Source organism: Pseudomonas sp. MDT2-39-1 (genome assembly GCF_054898085.1).
In genome coordinates this window covers 6,286,998-6,305,158 of the sequence record NZ_CM142716.1, presented here as the reverse complement: position 1 = coordinate 6,305,158, position 18,161 = coordinate 6,286,998, and the positions used below count along the sequence as shown (strand labels likewise).

Annotated in this window: 11 protein-coding genes and 1 pseudogene; 6 read left to right on the top strand and 6 right to left on the bottom strand. The window is 58.9% G+C overall.

Annotation, left to right across the window (positions count from 1 at the left end; translation table 11 throughout):
* Positions 1–32 precede the first annotated feature (32 nt).
* From ACYZTM_RS29155 to ACYZTM_RS29145, 3 genes are all read right to left on the bottom strand, one after another.
* On the bottom strand, positions 33–1,658 hold the full coding sequence (locus ACYZTM_RS29155) for a methyl-accepting chemotaxis protein (RefSeq protein WP_461986134.1): 1,626 nt from the start codon (positions 1,656–1,658) through the stop codon (positions 33–35).
* Between the two features lie 366 nt (positions 1,659–2,024).
* Positions 2,025–3,167, bottom strand: a complete 1,143-nt coding sequence (locus tag ACYZTM_RS29150) for a glycerate kinase (protein WP_461986132.1) — start codon at positions 3,165–3,167, stop codon at positions 2,025–2,027.
* A gap of 224 nt (positions 3,168–3,391) precedes the next feature.
* Positions 3,392–4,504 (bottom strand): sugar diacid recognition domain-containing protein, encoded by a 1,113-nt coding sequence (locus ACYZTM_RS29145; protein WP_461986130.1) that lies wholly within the window; start codon positions 4,502–4,504, stop codon positions 3,392–3,394.
* A 170-nt stretch (positions 4,505–4,674) separates the two neighbouring features.
* Between ACYZTM_RS29145 and ACYZTM_RS29140 the strand changes: the two genes are divergently transcribed.
* The gene (locus ACYZTM_RS29140; protein WP_131061883.1) at positions 4,675–5,985 is read left to right on the top strand and encodes an MFS transporter; all 1,311 of its coding nucleotides are present in this window, start codon (positions 4,675–4,677) and stop codon (positions 5,983–5,985) included.
* A 262-nt stretch (positions 5,986–6,247) separates the two neighbouring features.
* On the opposite strand, the gene ACYZTM_RS29135 is transcribed toward ACYZTM_RS29140, so the two are convergent.
* Positions 6,248–6,610: a DUF6124 family protein gene (locus ACYZTM_RS29135; RefSeq protein WP_131061884.1), complete on the bottom strand. Its 363-nt coding sequence runs from the start codon at positions 6,608–6,610 to the stop codon at positions 6,248–6,250.
* 465 nt (positions 6,611–7,075) lie between these two features.
* Complete coding sequence (locus ACYZTM_RS29130; protein ID WP_461986127.1) at positions 7,076–9,811, bottom strand: Ig-like domain-containing protein; 2,736 nt, start codon at positions 9,809–9,811, stop codon at positions 7,076–7,078.
* Positions 9,812–10,191: 380 nt separating this feature from the next.
* Here ACYZTM_RS29130 and ACYZTM_RS29125 point away from each other — a divergent pair, with 380 nt between their 5' ends.
* The 3 genes from ACYZTM_RS29125 to ACYZTM_RS29115 all read left to right on the top strand — a co-directional run bounded on the left by ACYZTM_RS29125 (position 10,192) and on the right by ACYZTM_RS29115 (position 12,673).
* A complete protein-coding gene (locus ACYZTM_RS29125) occupies positions 10,192–11,577 on the top strand; it encodes an IS4 family transposase (protein WP_461986125.1) in 1,386 nt (461 codons plus the stop codon).
* Positions 11,578–11,904: 327 nt separating this feature from the next.
* Positions 11,905–12,342 (top strand): hypothetical protein, encoded by a 438-nt coding sequence (locus ACYZTM_RS29120; protein WP_461986123.1) that lies wholly within the window; start codon positions 11,905–11,907, stop codon positions 12,340–12,342.
* Complete coding sequence (locus ACYZTM_RS29115; protein ID WP_461989252.1) at positions 12,302–12,673, top strand: reverse transcriptase domain-containing protein; 372 nt, start codon at positions 12,302–12,304, stop codon at positions 12,671–12,673. The genes ACYZTM_RS29120 and ACYZTM_RS29115 overlap by 41 nt, the downstream gene beginning before the upstream one ends.
* Before the next feature lie 126 nt (positions 12,674–12,799).
* Here the strand turns inward: ACYZTM_RS29115 and ACYZTM_RS29110 are convergent, their stop codons facing one another.
* Positions 12,800–16,708, bottom strand: a complete 3,909-nt coding sequence (locus ACYZTM_RS29110; RefSeq protein WP_461986121.1) for a hypothetical protein — start codon at positions 16,706–16,708, stop codon at positions 12,800–12,802.
* A 179-nt stretch (positions 16,709–16,887) separates the two neighbouring features.
* On the opposite strand from ACYZTM_RS29110, the pseudogene ACYZTM_RS29105 reads away from it, so the two are divergent.
* Positions 16,888–17,049 (top strand): annotated as a pseudogene (locus ACYZTM_RS29105) (LysR family transcriptional regulator); the annotation flags it as partial.
* A 69-nt stretch (positions 17,050–17,118) separates the two neighbouring features.
* Entirely contained in the window at positions 17,119–18,132 is a 1,014-nt protein-coding gene (locus tag ACYZTM_RS29100; protein WP_461986119.1) for an aldo/keto reductase, read from the top strand.
* Positions 18,133–18,161: the final 29 nt, after the last annotated feature.

The window sequence follows — 18,161 nt, the reverse complement described above, 5'->3', positions numbered from 1 at the left end:
GTCGCGCGCGGACTCCCAGACTCAACCCTATCTCAAATCACGAAACGCGCCACCATCGCATTCAAATCCACCGCCAGACGCGACAGTTCATGCGTTGCGGCGCTAGTCTGATTGGCACCGGCGGCGGACTGGGTGGCGAGGTCGCGGATGTTCACCAGATTGCGGTCGACTTCGCGGGACACCTGGGCCTGTTCTTCCGACGCGCTGGCGATCACCAGGTTGCGTTCGTTGATCAAGTGAATCGACTGCGTGATTTGCTCCAGCGCCACACCGGCGGCGCGAGCCATCTCCAGCGTGCTTTGGGTGCGTTGATTGCTTTGCTGCATCGACGAGACGGCTTCGCCCGTGCCGTTCTGGATGCCGGCTACCATTTTTTCGATTTCCTGGGTCGATTGCGCGGTGCGATGGGCCAAGGCCCGGACTTCGTCCGCGACCACGGCAAAACCCCGTCCCGCTTCACCGGCACGGGCCGCTTCAATCGCAGCGTTGAGGGCCAGCAGGTTGGTTTGCTCGGCGATGGCGCGGATCACGTCCAGCACTTTGCCGATGTCGCGACCCTGAGCGGCCAGGCCTTCGATCATCAACGAGGTGTTTTGCACGTCGTGGGTCATGGTCTGGATCGCATCGACGGTTTCCACCACGCGGTCGCGGCCTTCGCGCGCGGCCTGGGTCGACTGATTCGAAGCTTCGGAGGTCGACACGGCGTTGCGAGCGACTTCTTCCACGGCGGCGGTCATTTCGTTGACTGCTGTCGCAGCCTGTTCGATTTCGTTGTTTTGTTGTTGCAGGCCGCGAGACGCTTCCTGAGTCACGGTACTCAACTCTTCAGCCGCGGCACCCAGTTGCGTCGCGGAGCCGGCGATCTGTTCGATGGTTTTGCGCAGGTTGGCCTGCATGACGGACAAGGCGCCGAGCAAACGGGCCGGTTCATCCTTGCCGTCAATCTCGATGGCTTTGCTCAGGTTACCGCCGGCGATGGTTTCGGCGGCCTGCACGGCGCGATTGAGCGGCGTGACGATGCTGCGGGTCAACAGCCAGGCCAGCAGCACGGTCATGAGCGACGCCACCACCGACACCGCAATGATTCCGTTCACGGCGCTGTTGTAGTTTTCTTCAGCGATAACACCGGCAGCCTTCGCCCCGTCAGTGTTGTAGGCCACCAGTTTATTGAGCTGTTCGCCCATCAGGTCGGTGCCTTCCTTGATCCGCGTGTTGATCAAGGTGCGCATCTCATCCACCTTGTTCTGGCGCGACAGGTCCATCATCTCGCGCTGCGCTTGCATGTATGTGTCCATCGTTGCGCTGAACACTTTATATAGCGCGGCTTCGTCCGGGACCGCCGGCAACTCGGCATAGCTGGCCTGTGCCTTGCGCGCCTTGTCGGTGAGCACGCCAATCCGGGTTTCAGCCTCCTGCAAACTGGCCGGCTCGCGGTTAACCAGAATCCGGAACGACAAAATGCGCATGCGCAGGATATTTTCGGTGACATTACCCAGGAAGGCGACGCTGGGCAGTTGGGTGCTGCCCATATCGACCGAGGCCTGGCGAATGATCGACATGCGATTCACCGCAAACACACCCAGCACGATGACGAGCAAGGCAATGAAGGCAAAACCCAGGAAAGCTCGAGGCGCGATATTCAGTTTACGCAGGGACATAGGATGGTACTCGGGAGATTGAGGCGGCGAGCGTCCTTGCGGGGATTGCTGAGTGGCGGGCGTTGGCACGCGCGGGGTCAGCCGGGCGCCACTGTTGTAATAGGTTTGTGTGCGCCTATTGGGTGTATCGGCTGGGGATGAGGTTTTTCGCGGGGAATTGAGAAAAATATTTTGCGGCGTTGAAAGTGTTTCAATGCTGAAACACAAATCCCTGTAGCAACTGCCGAGGCTGCGTTCGGCTGCGAAGCAGTCGTAAAACCAGACAACGCGGTCATTCAGGCAAACTGCGTACATCGGATTGGCGAGGACTTCGTCCTCGAACGCAGTCTCGCAGGCTCGGCAGCTGCTACAGGAATGGATTGAACTTCAGGATTTGCGAGCAGCGATCCGCCAAACCCGTGCGATATCACTGGCACGGTCTTGCAACAACCGCGGCGCCTCGGCACAGGCCTGTTCCAGGGTCATCGGGCCACTGGCTAACGCAAACGCCGCATCGATGCCATGCGCATACAAATCCTGATACCCCTCGCCCAAGGTCCCCGCGATCACAATCACCGGCACACCCTGCTCTCGGGCGATACGCGCCACGCCAAACGGCGTCTTGCCGCGCAAGGTCTGCGCGTCGAAACGCCCTTCACCGGTGATCACCAAGTCGGCGCCCTTTACCGCGTCAGCCAGCCCGACCAACTCGGCGACGACTTCCACGCCCGCCTGAAACTGCGCACCAAGAAACGCCTTGGCCGCAAACCCCAGACCACCCGCCGCGCCGCTGCCCGGTTCTTCCTTGACGTCTTTACCCAGCGCCTGTGCGCACAGCCCGGCGAAGTGTCCAAGGGCAGCATCCAACTGCTGAACCTGCTCGGGCGATGCACCTTTCTGCGGACCGAAAATCGCTGAAGCACCGTGAGGACCGCACAGGGGATTGTTGACGTCGGCCGCGATGTCGACGCGTACGTTGGCCAGGCGCGGATCGATTTCACTCAGATCGATCCGAGCCAATTGCGCCAACGCCAAACCGCCCGGCGCCAGCGTTTGCCCTTGGGCGCCCAGCAACTTCACGCCCAGCGCCTGCATCGCCCCGGCGCCGCCGTCGTTGGTAGCGCTGCCGCCAATGGCCAGAATCACCCGTTGCGCCCCGGCATCCAGCGCCGCACGAATCAGCTCGCCGGTGCCGAACGTGCTGCTGACACACGCATCGCGTTGCCCCGGCGGTACCCGTTGCAGGCCGCTGGCTTCGGCCATTTCGATGATCGCGGTGTGGCTTTGCGGCAACCAGCCCCAGGCGGCATCGACGGTCACGCCGAGCGGTCCGCGAACACGGGTCTTGCGCAACTCACCTTCGCACGCCGCCAGAATCGACTCGACCGTGCCTTCGCCGCCGTCGGCCATCGGGCATTTGACCAGTTGCGCATCGGGCCAGACCTGCGCCAATCCCAGGGCAATGGCATCGGCCACGCCTTGGGCACTCAGGCTGTCCTTGAACGAATCGGGGGCGATGACGATTTTCATGCGAATTCTCCAGTTCCAATGCGTTCCATGCTGCCAGCAGCCCCGAACAATAACGCCGGTCCGCTGCACAAGCGGGTGTGGCGTTTATTGTTCATTTCCACAAAGCCGGGTTTGATGGTGATTGGGCTGGCCTCTTCGCGGGCAAGCCTCGCTCCTACAGGGGGGGCGGCGCTCTTGTAGGAGCGAGGCTTGCCCGCGAAGGCGTCCTTACAATCGCCACCTCTCTAATCAGTTTGCGGCAGAAGCTGAACGCCAAGATACAGCGCAAGCATGCCATCCAGTTTCAACGGATCAACCCCACTCAACTCGGCAATCCGCTCCATCCGATAACGCAAACTGTTGCGATGAATCCCCAACGCATCGGCACACGCCTGGCTCTGCCCGTCGTGTTCGCACCAACTGCGCAAGGTCGCCAGCAGTTGGCCGTTGCCGTCCTTGGCGATGACTTTGCGCAGTGGCTTGAGCAACTCATCCAGCGCGTCATCATTGCGGTGACGCCACAGCATCACTGGCAGCCGATAACGGTTGAGCGTCAGCAAGCGCGAACGCGGCAACACATCGCGCCCATAGGCCAGCAAGTCGCCGACCCGTCGATAGCAACGACGCAACCCAGACAACCCATCTGCCTGCCCGCCCACGGCAATGCGCAAAATGTTCCAGCCCAGACCGTCGAGCTTCTCCAGCAGCCGATCATTCTCGATCGCCTGACTTGCCGGCCGGCACCACAGCAACGACGACTTCGCCGAACTCACGCACCAACTGTCCGGGTAACGCGAAGTCAGCCAGGCACTGAGCGCATCCACCGTCTGCCCGGGACCGTGCTCCCCACCCAATTCGAACAGATAAGGCACCCGCGTCATTTGCGGTTTCAGGCCCAACTGCTGCGCTTCGTCCAGCAAGCGAGGCGAATCACCCGCCTCGCTCAGCAGCAACGCCAACAGATCATCGCAACGCTGCCGGCGCCATTGCTGCTCGGCCTGCTGATTGCGCTGGCCCACCAGCATCTCGGCGGTCATCCGCACCAGCTCGGCATAGGTGCGCAATTGCTCGGGCTCTCCGGTAATCCCCAGCACGCCGATCAAGCGCTGATCGAGCAACAGCGGCAAGTTGATCCCCGGCTGCACGCCTTTCAGATGAATCGCGGTTTGCGCGTCGATTTCCACCACCCGCCCGTTGGCCAGCACCAATTGCGCGCCTTCATGGCGGGTGTTGATCCGCTCCGGCTCGCCGCTGCCGAGGATCAATCCCTGGCTGTCCATGACGTTGACGTTGTACGGCAGGATGGCCATCGCCCGGTCGACGATGTCCTGGGCCAGGTCGTGATCGAGTTCGAACATATCGGGATCCTTGGAAGCGTGATGGGTCGTGGTTGTTCACCCGCACAGGGCTGGGTTGCAAACCCTGTGCTCAGGCACAAAGACAGCCACCCCGAGGGTGGCCGAGACTCTCTGGGCGATCAACGTTACCCTGCGCATCGCAAAAAATCATAATAAAGAGAGAGCCCGCCATGTCACAGAGCGCCGCCGCTACCCAGGCCATCGTTGACGACAAAAACGCCGTCTACAAACGCATTACGCTGCGTTTGATCCCCTTCATTTTCATCTGCTACCTGTTCAACTACCTCGACCGGGTCAACGTTGGATTCGCCAAGCTGCAGATGCTCGACGCACTGAAATTCAGCGAAACCGTGTACGGCCTCGGGGCCGGGATCTTCTTTATCGGCTACGTGCTGTGCGGCGTGCCGAGCAACCTGGCGTTGACCAAATTCGGCCCACGGCGCTGGATTGCGCTGATGATGATCGTCTGGGGCACGCTCTCGACCTGCCTGCTGTTCGTCACCACCCCGACCGAGTTCTACACCTTGCGCCTGTTCACCGGCGCGGCCGAAGCCGGGTTCTTCCCGGGCGTGGTGCTCTACCTCTCGCAGTGGTTCCCGACCTTCCGCCGTGGCCGCATCATGGCGCTGTTCATGTCGGCGATCCCGGTGTCCGGCCTGCTCGGCAGCCCGTTTTCCGGCTGGATCCTCAACCACTTCGCTGCCGGCCAGGGCGGTTTGGCGGGCTGGCAGTGGATGTTCCTGCTGCAAGGCATTCCGACCGTGATCCTCGGCGCCCTCGCCTACTTCCTGCTGAGCGACAGTTACGCCAATGCCAAGTGGCTCACCCCTTTCGAGCGTTCGGTGCTGGAAGCCGACCACGCTGAAGACCTGGCCAACAAACCGAAAACCACCACCGACTCGCTGCTGGACGTGTTCAAGAACCCAGCGATCTGGGCGTTCGGTTTGATCTACTTCTGCATCCAGAGCGGCGTCTACGCGATCAACTTCTGGCTGCCGTCGATCATCAAAAACCTGGGCTTCAGCGATAACCTGGTGATCGGTTGGTTGAGTGCCATTCCTTACCTGCTGGCGGCGCTGTTCATGTTGATGGTCGGTCGCTCGGCAGACCTGCGCAAAGAACGCCGCTGGCACTTGGTAGTGCCGATGCTGATGGGCGCGGTCGGTCTGCTGATCGCCGTGAACTTTGCGACAACGCCGGCCATTGCAATACTCGGCTTGACCATCGCCACCATGGGCGCCCTCACCGGCCTGCCGATGTTTTGGCCAGTGCCGACGGCGCTGTTGAGTGCGGGCGCGGCGGCGGGTGGATTGGCATTGATCAACTCCATGGGGCAAATGGCGGGCTTCCTGAGCCCGTACCTGGTGGGTTGGGTCAAGGACAGCACCGGTTCGACCGATGCAGCGCTGTATCTGCTGGCGGGGGTGATTGTTTGCGGAAGCTTGCTGGCGTTGCGCATGACGCGGACGTTGCGGGTTTAAGGCTTCACTTCACCACGCGTAATCACCAACAAAAACGGCCCTTTCGGGCCGTTTTTCATTTCGCATGTGCAGACACACAACTATTGTGGTCAGTCCGGCTTTTGTGGCGAGGGGATTTACCCCCGTTGGGTTGCGAAGCGACCCCAAACCCTGAGATCGCGGTGATTCAGACAAACCCAGCACACAGGATTTACGACTGCTTCGCAGCCGAACGGGGGCAAGCCCCCTCGCCACAGGTCAGCGCACTCTTAACAAATCTGCGCTAACCCTGCGGACCAACGTTTTCCAGCACCCGGTTCGCCGCAATCTCCGCCACCATGATGCTGTTGGAAATACCCAAAAGCGCATAACGCGACTCCCCCTCCAAATGATCCACCAACTGATGAACCATCACATCGACCGAGGCCAACGTCTCGACCAGATAAACCGCCAGGGTCTCGGTCGTGGCATCCGGGTCCACGGAAAACAGGGTGCTGCGGGTGCGCGGGGTGGCTTTGATGTCGGCGTTCGACGGGAAGTGGAAATCGAGCGCTCGCTCGGCGGCTTCGTTGAGTTTTTTGGAATCGGCGGTTTCGTACGGGGAAACGTCGTCCGCTTCTGGTGGGTTTGGTGTTGGTTTGAACATAGATGAAACTCCAGATATTGAAAGTGGAGCCATCACCCTCGCTACCAGACGAAGGGTGGCGGCCATACGAAGGTTGGTAGACCGGTTATCTGGCAACCCGGCGCGCCCGAGGGCGCCCTACGCATGGCCACCATATAAACAGAAGACGATAAAAATCCCCTGCCACTAGGTGCGCTATGCGCCGGATAACCGGGCTACCAAACCCGATCGCTGTTCTTCAGCGACGGGGAAACGATAGAGCCCAGGCCTAAGGCGCACAAGCCGGCGGATTCTGGCGCAGTCGTAGGCAACGGCGCAAGGATGTGTAGCCTGAGAGAGTGTCTGGAGATGTCGATTAAACATCTCCGTTTAATTCTCCATTTCAGATCAGTCATTAAGGACAGACAGCGTAAATAGATCTGTCCCCTTAACTTCTGGCGGGTAGTGGTTGAGGTGGATTAACGTTTTTCGTACTAACCCCTGGAGCTAATCGTTGTTTGGAATGAAGGCGAGTGAGCCGATCCGTTCGACGTGGTGGAAGGTGTACCTATGCCATGTATTTTGGCGGGAGTTTACGGAGTGGGCTTTGTAGCTTGCGCCGTTGTAATACTCGAGTTCGCAGCGTGTGTCAGGGAGGTCTTGTGTGGGGGGGTTATATTTGGCTTGGAGGCTCTGAATATAAAGGTTCCGTGTAGGGTCGAGAGAGGATGTTGGGGGGACGATGGCGCGTGAGGCCATCGCCCATTGTATGTATGCGTGGTAGTCGCGAAGATCAGGAGAGTAGAGGCAGCGATATACGTTGGAAGTGGTGACCTGGTATTCCTTGGTTTGATGTTGGTCGGTGACGTAGATCGTGGCCGAACCATTTCCTTCACTGCGCACCCGGCCATTGCTATCGACTGATGCAATGTTGGGGTTGGAGGACCTGTAGGTGTATGGCGGCGTGCCGCCGGTTGGGACGCGGGTGTCGGCGGTGCCGGCGGGGTCATTTCCGGTGAGGGTCCAATCAAGCCCTGTGCCCTTGATGGAAATGTTGAAGCCGTCGAGGACCATTGGGGTCAGTTCCAGCTCGAGCGCTGGGACCAGGGTCAAAGTTCGCTCCGCAGAGCTCTGCCCCGAGCCGTACAGTGCCTTGGCGATGAAGCGGTGGACTGCCAGGCTCAGCTCGTTCATCGGAAGTGTCCATTCCCCCATCACTGGGTCAGCAGTGGCCTGACCTTTGGACGTAGGGCCATCGAAAATCTCCACTTCCTGCCCTTTGCTGGCCGTGCCGATCAGCGTGATGCTGGTTTCGGTCGTCGTATCGCCATTGGGGATTTCCTCACCGCTGGGTAAACCTGTAACCGAAGTAATCTCCGGCTTCAGATCTACCAGTGCCTCGACGGTGTACCCCTGCAACGGAAACGTCACCATCATGACCGGATCAGGCTCCTTGCCAAAGTTCACACCAAACGTGAGGGTCACCTTCGAGCCGTCGCCGAGGGTTTGGAGCCACGCCTTGGCCGCGGCCGTGATCAGCCCCGAAGCGGAAGCATGTGGCGCCCCTTCCCAGACCACCAGGCTAATTGGACTCCCCGTCTTGTCGAACCCGTCATAGCGCAACCACACACAGTGCCCGGACACCTGAAGCAACCACGCGGCCACCCTCAACTGAGCGGTGTTCTGCATCTCGGCGACATTCAGGACACCCTCCGCTGTCGCGCCATCGATTGTCGGCATCGGCAACCGCGTATCGCCATCCGCAATTCGGTTCACACTCAACAACAGCGACCCGGACCGGCCTACCACAACTCCGCCCCGAATCAGCTCCCAACACAACTGCGGCACCTTTCCATGCCATGCCCCAAGAAACGCAACATCAAGAGTAAAAACGGCCTGATGGTTCTGATCGAGCGGCAATGCTGGAAACGCCGGAGAACCCGGCAACGGGTTGAGCACCACCAATTGCGCCTGATCCCCAGGCAACGACGCCGCAAAGGCAACTTGGACCGTCACACCTTGTGGGTAAGCGAGTGGGTCGACGGGGTTGGCGGCAGGGACTGGTGGGTCCAGGGTAATCGTTGCCTGCCCGACAACCCGCGCCGTCGCGGGTTTAGAGCGGCCCACCAAGGTCGTGCCGTTGAACAGCTCATACGTCACCGTCACCGTGCGCCCGGCCTCGACCTTGTCGTTTGGCACCTCCAGCACACAGATTTTTTTCTGTCCGAACTCGTCGGCCTCGACTGTCCCGGACACCCTCACGGTCACATCAGGCCGTCCGCTCAAGGCCGCGATGTAGAGGGCGTTGACGGTGTAACCCACCTGAAAGCGCGCATCGGTGGTCAGGATGATCAGCAGCAACGGATTCCCACGCAGTTTCTCCAGGTCAATGACGCTCAAGTCATCACCGGGATCGTTCAGTTGCTCGCGTAGCAACGCCGCCGGCAACTGGGTGCCAGCCAGGTCTTCATCCACAGTTTCCGACGCCGACCACACCGCATCGGTGTCTGGCGTGTTGCCGAGCTGGTCGGTGACGGTGTAGGAAAAATCCAGCTTGCCGCCCGGTCTGACCGCGCTTTCCAGGTAGGCACGGGTCACGGTAAAACACACGGTGATCGGGTCCGCCGAACCCGGATTCGGCGGCTGCGGCGCCTCATCCGCGCCGACCTTGTAGGTCATGATTTCGCCGTTGCATTTCAACGTGATCGTGTCGTAGGCCCGGCAGTACGGGTAGGACAAGCACACCTGCGCGCTGACAAAGTCGGCGCCGACGCCGTTCTTGATCGCGTCGGGCAGCAGCAACACCAGCTCGGAATGCCCGTCGATATCGGGGCGGGTGTCTTTCAGGCCGGGGCGGATCTTGTTGTAGAGCAGGATCAGTGGCTCGGAAGTGCCGATGTTCTGACTGCCGCGTTTAATGATGTAAAAAAGCACGTTGAAGCGGTCGGGATGCAGTCGTCCCTTGGGGATGCGCAAGGTCGTGATCGCGTTCACATCGGTGATGATTTGGTTATCGAGGAACGTGGTCTCGCCCTCCAGCCACAACTCCATGACATCGCCGGGATCGACCGTGCCCGACAGCGCCGGATCCACCTGAACGGTCGCGCCTAAGCCATCGATGACCAGGTCATAAATCACCAGCGAGATGCCGATATCTGCGCCGATAACCGGTTGGGTGGCGCCCTGCACGCGGGGGCGATCCAGCACAAGGACGGTGTTCTCGGGGGATTGGGCGGTGGTCATCGCTGAGGTTCCGGCACGTTGGGAGGTGGCTGGAGCTATGAGATAGCGGATTGAGAAAGGCGGCTACTGTCAGATCTGACAGTGGCGACGAGTGGTCATGCGTTTGGACAGTGTTTGAGGCGGGTAGAGATAAAGTCTGACGACCAATAGGTGCGTCGCTTTACGGCACGGCGAAACGCCCGATGCGATGCACCGGGCGTTGGGGGTGAAACAAATATAAGGTTATTTCGGGACTGGACTGACGAACAAATAAATCTGTCCCGAATGGCACTTACTTAGCAGCTAACCAATTGAGCTGAAAGCAAAAAATGAAGAAGGGCTGGTCTTGGTCTACGGTGATAGTTGCGAACACACCCCGATAAACCAAGGACACAGCCCCAATGAATCGTAGACGTGAAATTCTCCAGCATCAACAGCAACGTTTTCATCGACACGCTTCGAACTGTGATGCCTATGCGTTTTTCAATCTGCTCACTGCTCCTGAACTGTTGCAGCGAGTCGAGTCTGCACTACCAGAATATCGGGAGCGCCTGTTTCCGCCGACTGAAACGCTGTCTATGTTTCTGGCTCAAGCGATGAGTGCCGACCGTTCCTGCCAGAACGCCGTCAACGATTTGTCCATTAAACGGTCTTGTGGCGGCATGAAGCCCAACAGCACTCGCACGGGCGCCTACTGCAAAGCCAGAAAGCGCCTGCCTGTGGAAATGGTTTCCACGCTAGTCAGGCACACTGGTGCTTCGATAAGTGATAACGCCCCCTCATCGTGGCGCTGGATGGGACGGCCTGTACGCTTGGTGGACGGTACGACGGTCAGCATGCCCGACACTGCGGCCAATCAAGGAGCCTATCCGCAGTCACGCGGTCAGAAAGTCGGTCTGGGTTTTCCCCTGTGTCGCGTGGTTGGCATCGTTTGTCTTTCCAGCGGCGCCGTTTTAGATGCCGCCCTTGGACGTTTCCGAGGCAAGGGCGGCGATGAACAGACGCTGCTCAGATCAATGCTCGACACGTTGAAAACAGGCGACATTTTGTTGGGCGATGCTTACTACGCGACCTATTTCCTCTTGTGCGAGTTGCAACGAAGAGGTGTCGATGGCGTATTCGAACAATATGGCGCTCGACGGCGCAGTACGGACTTTCGCCTGGGTCAAAGTCTCGGTTCGGAAGATCATTTGATCGAATTGAAAAAACCCGAAAGAAGGCCGCCCTGGATGAGTCAGGCGCATTACGAACAGGCGCCTGAAAGACTGACAGTGCGAGAGCTGAAGGCTGGCGGAAAGACGTTGGTGACCACGTTGCATTGCCCGAAGCAGACACCCAAAACCGCCCTCAAATCGCTGTACAAGGGGCGATGGCATGTCGAGCTGGATTTGCGAAATCTCAAAGCTACGCTGGGACTTGGAAAGTTAAGCTGCAAAACCCCAGGCATGGCAGTCAAGGAGCTATGGGTCTATCTGTTGGCACACAATCTGATCCGAATGCTCATGGCACAATCAGCGCTATTAGCTGACTGTTTACCTCGCGAACTGAGCTTCAAACACAGCCTTCAGCTATGGCTGGCGCTGCGACAATATGGCAGCCCTGAAGATGAGAATGGCCTGTCGAATTTATTGATGTTGATTGCTCAGAGACGCGTCGGGAATCGGCCTGGTCGTATCGAGCCGCGGGCCATAAAACGAAGACCTCAAGCCTACCCCTTGCTGACCAAACCACGTCGGTCAGCAAGGGCAGATGTCAGGAAAAACGGGCACGCAAAACATGTTAAGTAAGTGCCATTCAAATCTGTCCCCTTAACTACGGCCTGAGCGCAGTGCCTTTCCGATGTGCGCTACTCTCACTCTTAGCTTAAGGCCGACACGACATCTCATGTCCATCTGGACAGGAGTAATCACTCGTGGCGTTCGATAATAAAGCGATCCGCTTTATCTAGGATTGACTGGATAGGATCAGCCTAATGAACAGCGTGGCCATCCTCTTTTGCTTCTGACCTGAGCTCCGGATCAGGACCGTCAACCACTCCACAGCTGCTTCAACATAAAAAATGACAGCCCCATCCATTCATGACCTCGTGGACCACGACGTACTGACCGCGGCTTTTGACTGGTCATGTCACCGCCGCCGTCAATACGGACGCGGCGGATATCTGGTCATTCAGAAGAGACTGGCCGGCTGAGTCTCATCGACTCCGAACCGAACTGCTTACCGGGACCTACCGGTTCGCCCTGCTGAGCCGCATTACATCGGCCAATGGCAACGACATCGATCTATGGTCGGCGCGCGATGCCCTGGTGTTGAAGTGTCTGGCGCTGGTCTTGTCCCAACACTTACCTCGCTCCCCACGCTGCTTTCATCTGAAAACACAAAGCCTGCAGAGAACCGGCGTCAAGGCCGCTCACGAGAGTATTCAAGCTGCGCTCACCGAGCACCGTTTTGTCTTCAGAACCGACGTTAAGTCTTACTACGCCTCGATGTCGCATCAGCGCCTGATGGCCGATTTGGCTGAGCCGGTGCGCGATCCACACTTGCTCCATTGACTGGCTCAGTTTCTGTCACGTACCACTGAGCGCGGGGGTTTTATGGGAGCATACCCGAGGTATTCCGCTGGCGTGCTCACTCAGCCCGCTGCTGGGCGGCTTCTACTTGTACCGTTTGGATGTGGCCTTGACCCGGCCGGACGTGTTCTATTTGCGCTATATGGATGATGTGCGGGTACTGACGCCGACGCGCCATAAGCTGCGTCAGGCTGTGCGCGTGGTCAATCAGCTGTTTGAGGCGCTTGAGTTGCACCAGCATCTCGACAAAACCTACATCGGGCCCATCGAACGGGGCTTTACCTTCCTGGGTCGGCATTATCCCGCCCAATAGCCTCGTGTGCTAGGCTATAAACATCGAAAAAACGCCTGCTTTAGGAGCAAGCCTCAGCCACTTCCCCTGACGGGGAAGTGGCTGAGGTGGGTGAACGTTTTTTCGTATCAACTCCTCGCTAGGTTGTCATTTAAGGGGGATACTTATGGCTGGGTTTGAAGTGGCGCCGCTGTGTGCGATGTACCAGTAATTTCCTCGATCGCTCGTCAAAAAGAGGTCTTGATCGGTTGGGTACGCGTATGACGATTCTCCGGTCTGATAACTTCCTCCGGTGGGGTCCCGGAATTTGATTCTGATGAGTGCAATCCGCGGGTCGTTCGGGACGAAGAGAGGTGTACCGCCTACGCTGTTGATCCAATTTCGAGAGGCGGGGTATCTGAGGGGTGTTGGGCTACGAAGGGCACGGATGACATTGGTGCTGCTCGCTGTGAATGATTTGGTTTGAGGCGGATTGCTTTTATCGGACACTGTTATGGTGGCGGTGCCATTCCCTTCGCTACGTACCCGACCATTACTATCGACTGATGCGATGTTGGGATGGGAGGACCGGTAGGTGAAGGGCGGGGTGCCACCGGTTGGGACGCGGGTGTCGGCGGTGCCGGCGGGGTCATTTCCGGTGAGGACCCAATCGAGCCCGGAGCCTGCGATCGAAATGTTGAAACCGTTGAGAACCATTGGGGTCGGATCCAGAAACAGTTCCCTCGTAACCGTCAAAGTCCGTGGCGGGGTGGAGACCTGACCACTGCCATACAACGCTTTGGCGGTGAAGCTGTGCGACGCCACCGACAGTCCGGTCACCGAATGCGTCCAGATACCGTTGCTTCCCACATTCGCGATGCCTTTGGGAGTCGAGCCATCAAAGATCTCGACTTTCTGACCCGCGCTCGCGGTCCCGCTGAGCGTCACACTGGTGTGAATAGTGGTCTCGCCATTGGGTATCTCAATATTTTGCGGGTCTTTAACTGAGGTGATTTCTGGCCTCACCTCCGACGCAACCGTCAAAGTCCGTGGCGGGGTGGAAACCTGGCCACTGCCATACAACGCTTTGGCGGTGAAGCTATGGGACGCCACCGACAGTCCGGTCACCGAATGCGTCCAGATGCCGTTGCTTCCCACATTCGCGATGCCTTTGGGAGTCGAGCCATCAAAGATCTCGACTTTCTGACCCGCGCTCGCGGTCCCGCTGAGCGTCACACTGGCGTGAATAGTGGTCTCGCCATTGGGTATCTCAATATTTTGCGGGTCTTTAACTGAGGTGATTTCTGGCCTCACCTCCGACGCAACCGTCAAAGTCCGCGGCGGGGTGGAGACCTGGCCACTGCCATACAACGCTTTGGCGGTGAAGCTGTGCGGCGCCACCGACAGTCCGGTCACCGAATGCGTCCAGATGCCGTTGCTTCCCACATCTGCGATGCCTTTGGTAGTCGGGCCATCAAAGATCTCGACTTTCTGACCTTTGCTGGCGGTCCCGCTGAGCGTCACGTTGGTGTGAAGGGTGATGTCACCATTGGGAATCTCAACACTTTGCGGGTCTTTAACTGAGGTGATCTCCGGTCTTACCTCCGTCGCAACCGTCAAAGTCCGTGGCGGGGTGGAAACCTGGCCACTGCCATATAACGCTTTGGCGGTGAAGCTGTGGGACGCCACCGACAGTCCGGTCAGCGAATGCGTCCAGATGCCGTTGCTTCCCACATCTGCGATGCCTTTGGTAGTCGGGCCATCAAAGATCTCGACTTTCTGATCTTTCGTGGCGGTCCCGCTGAGCGTCACACTGGTGTGAAGGGTGGTCTCGCCATTGGGAATCTCAACACTTTGCGGGTCTTTAACTGAGGTGATCTCCGGTCTTACCTCCGTCGCAACCGTCAAAGTCCGTGGCGGGGTGGAAACCAGGCCACTGCCATATAACGCTTTGGCGGTGAAGCTGTGGGACGCCACCGACAGTCCGGTCTGCAAATGCGTCCAGATGCCGTTGCTTCCCACATCTGCGATGCCTTTGGGAGTCGGGCCATCAAAGATCTCGACTTTCTGACCCGCGCTGGCGGTCCCACTGAGCGTCACACTGGTGTGAATAGTGGTCTCGCCATTGGGTATCTCAACACTTTGCGGGTCTTTAACCGAGGTGATTTCTGGCCTCACTTCGATCAGGGCCTTGACGGTGTAGGTTCTGATCGGGAATGCCAGCGCCTGCGCTTCGTCCTGACTGCGACCCAGCGCCGCCTTGAACTCGACTGTCAGCGTCGAACCGTCCTTGAGCTCCATCAACTCGGCATAAGGCGCCAGCGCTTCAAAAAAACCGTTATCAATCCACCCCTGATTGGTAAACGCAAAAGGCGCCGCCCAAATCACCTGATGATAAGAATCCCCATTGGCCTTGGTCCCGCTCAATGTCAGCCACACATACTGCCCCAACGCAATAAACGGCCAGTCGCTGAACCACATCAACCCTGCGGCGGTGAGGTCCTTGAGGTGCAACTCGGGACCTTCACCGTTGTTGGCCGCTTGTTTGAGTTTGGGGCTGTAGGCATCCCCCAGCACCAGCGGCAACACGTTCAGCGTCAACGGCTTGGAGGGTTGCGCTGACGCACTTCCACGGGTGATGGTGAAGATCACCGTGATGGGTTTGCCCAGACTGAACGGGATCAGCCACGTCGGTAAGGCGATGCTGAACCCGATTTCAATGATCGGCCGTGGCACAGTGGTGTGGCTGCCTTCGGCCGGGGTGCCGGGTGCGCCGGTCCAGGTCACGCTGAGCAGATCGGTGGGCAACAAACCCTCTGTGGGAATGATCGCCGTCAGGGCTTGCTGGGCTGCCAGCGGATCGAGGCTGGTGTTGTTCGGCGCCTGCTGAATGCTCGGCCGTTCCAGTTCAATCGTCGCCTCCCCGACCACCAGCGCCGTCGCTGTTCTAGAGCGGCCCACCAAGGTCGTGCCGTCGAACAGCTCATACGTCACCGTCACCGTGTAGCCGGCCTCGACCTTGTCGTTGGGCACCTCCAGCACAACGATCTTTTTCTGCCCGAACTCGTCCGCCTCGACCGTCCCCGACACCCTCACGATCACATCAGGCTGTCCGTTCAAGGTGGCGGTGTAGAGGGCGTTGACGGTGTAACCCACCTGAAAGCGCGCATCGGTGGTCAGGATGATCAGCAGCAACGGATTCCCACGCAGTTTCTCCAGGTCAATGACGCTCAAGTCATCACCGGGATCGTTCAGTTGCTCGCGTAGCAACGCGGCCGGCAACTGGGTGCCAGCCAGGTCTTCATCCACAGTTTGCGACGCCGACCACACCGCATCGGTGTCTGGCGTGTTGCCGAGCTGGTCGGTGACGGTGTAGGAAAAATCCAGCTTGCCGCCCAGTCTGATGGCACTTTCCAGGTAGGCCCGGGTGACGGTAAAACACACGGTGATCGGGTCCGCCGAACCCGGATTCGGCGGCTGCGGCGCCTCATCTGCGCCGACCTTGTAGGTCATGATTTCGCCGTTGCATTTCAACGTGATCGTGTCGTAGGCCCGGCAGTACGGGTAGGACACGCACACCTGCGCGCTGACAAAGTCGGCGCCGACGCCGTTCTTGATCGCGTCGGGCAGCAACACCACCAGCTCGGAATGCCCGTCGATATCGGGGCGGGTGTCTTTCAGGCCGGGGCGGATCTTGTTGTAGAGCAGGATCAGTGGCTCGGAAGTGCCGATGTTCTGACTGCCGCGCTTGATGATGTAAAAAAGCACGTTGAAGCGGTCGGGATGCAGGCGGCCCTTGGGGATGCGCAAGGTCGTGATCGCGTTCACATCGGTAATGATTTGGTTATCGAGGAACGTGGTCTCGCCCTCCAGCCACAACTCCATGACATCGCCGGGATCGACCGTGCCCGACAGCGCCGGATCCACCTGAACGGTCGCGCCTAAGCCATCGATGACCAGGTCATAAATCACCAGCGAGATGCCGATATCTGCGCCGATAACCGGTTGGGTGGCGCCCTGCACGCGGGGGCGATCCAGCACAAGGACGGTGTTCTCGGGGGATTGGGCGGTGGTCATGGCTGAGGCTCCGGCACGTTGGGAGGTGGCTGGAGCTATGAGATAGCGGATTGAGAAAGGCGGCTACTGTCAGATCTGACAGTGGCGACGAATGGTCATGCGCTTGGACAGTGTTTGAGGCGGATAGAGATTAAGGGTGATGACCGGTAGATAGGTACGTCCACTTTTCGCTCCTTTTCGCTGACGATGTTCAGGCCGGACGGCTGGTGACGCTGTGCGATGACTGGCAAGGCGAAAACCTGCCGTTCAATTTGCTGTGCCCGCACCGGGTGCAGGTCTCGGACCGAATCAAGGTGTTGCAGACGTTCTTGCAAGAACGTTGTCATGCACTGTGTCGATAATTTCACTTTTCTGCGCACAGGCGTTCTGGTATTTGATTGAAGCTTTCCCACCGGTAAAAGGATTTCGTCATGAGCTATCGCACGCTGGGTCATTCGGGTTTACAGGTGTCGACCCTGACACTGGGCACCATGATGTTCGGCGAACAGACCAGCACCGAAGATTCCCTGCGGATCATCGATAAGGCCTGGGACCAGGGCATCAATTTCATCGACACGGCGGACGTCTACACCGCCGGCCGTTCCGAAGAGATCGTCGGTGAAGCGATTGCCGGCAACCGCCATGAATGGGTACTGGCGACCAAAGTCGGATTCGGCCCGGTGGACGGTGTGCCGAACCGCAGCGGATTGAGCCGCAAGCATATCTTCAATGGCCTCGACGCCAGCCTGACGCGTTTGGGCACTGACTATCTTGACATCTATTACCTGCACCGCGAAGACCACAACACGCCGCTGGAAGTGACCGTGTCGGCGATTGGCGACCTGATTCGCCAGGGCAAGATTCGTTATTGGGGGTTGTCCAATTACCGTGGCTGGCGGATTGCCGAGGTGATTCGCGTGGCCGATCAACTGGGCGTCGACCGGCCGGTGATCAGTCAGCCGCTGTATAACATCGTCAACCGTCAGGCCGAGACCGAGCAGATCACCGCCGCGCAAAACTACGGGTTGGGCGTGGTGCCTTACAGTCCGCTGGCTCGCGGTGTGCTGAGCGGCAAGTACGCACCCGACGTGAAACCGGACGCCAACAGCCGCGCCGGTCGAGCTGACAAACGCATTCTGGAAACCGAGTGGCGGGTGGAGTCGTTGCGTATTGCCCAGCAGATTCAGCGGTACACGCAAGAGCGTGGTGTGGGCATTGTTGAATTCGCGATTGCCTGGGTGCTGAACAATGGCGCCGTGACGTCGGCGATTGTCGGGCCGCGTACCGAGGAACAGTGGGATGCGTACACCAAGGCGCAGGCGGTGAAGATTACGGCTGAAGATGAGGCGTTCATTGATTCGCTGGTCACGCCGGGGCATTCCTCGACGCCAGGGTTCAATGATGTGAGTCATTTTGTGTCAGGGCGTAAACCGCGTACGGCATGAGCATTTTCGCTAGCGGGCTCGCACGCTGG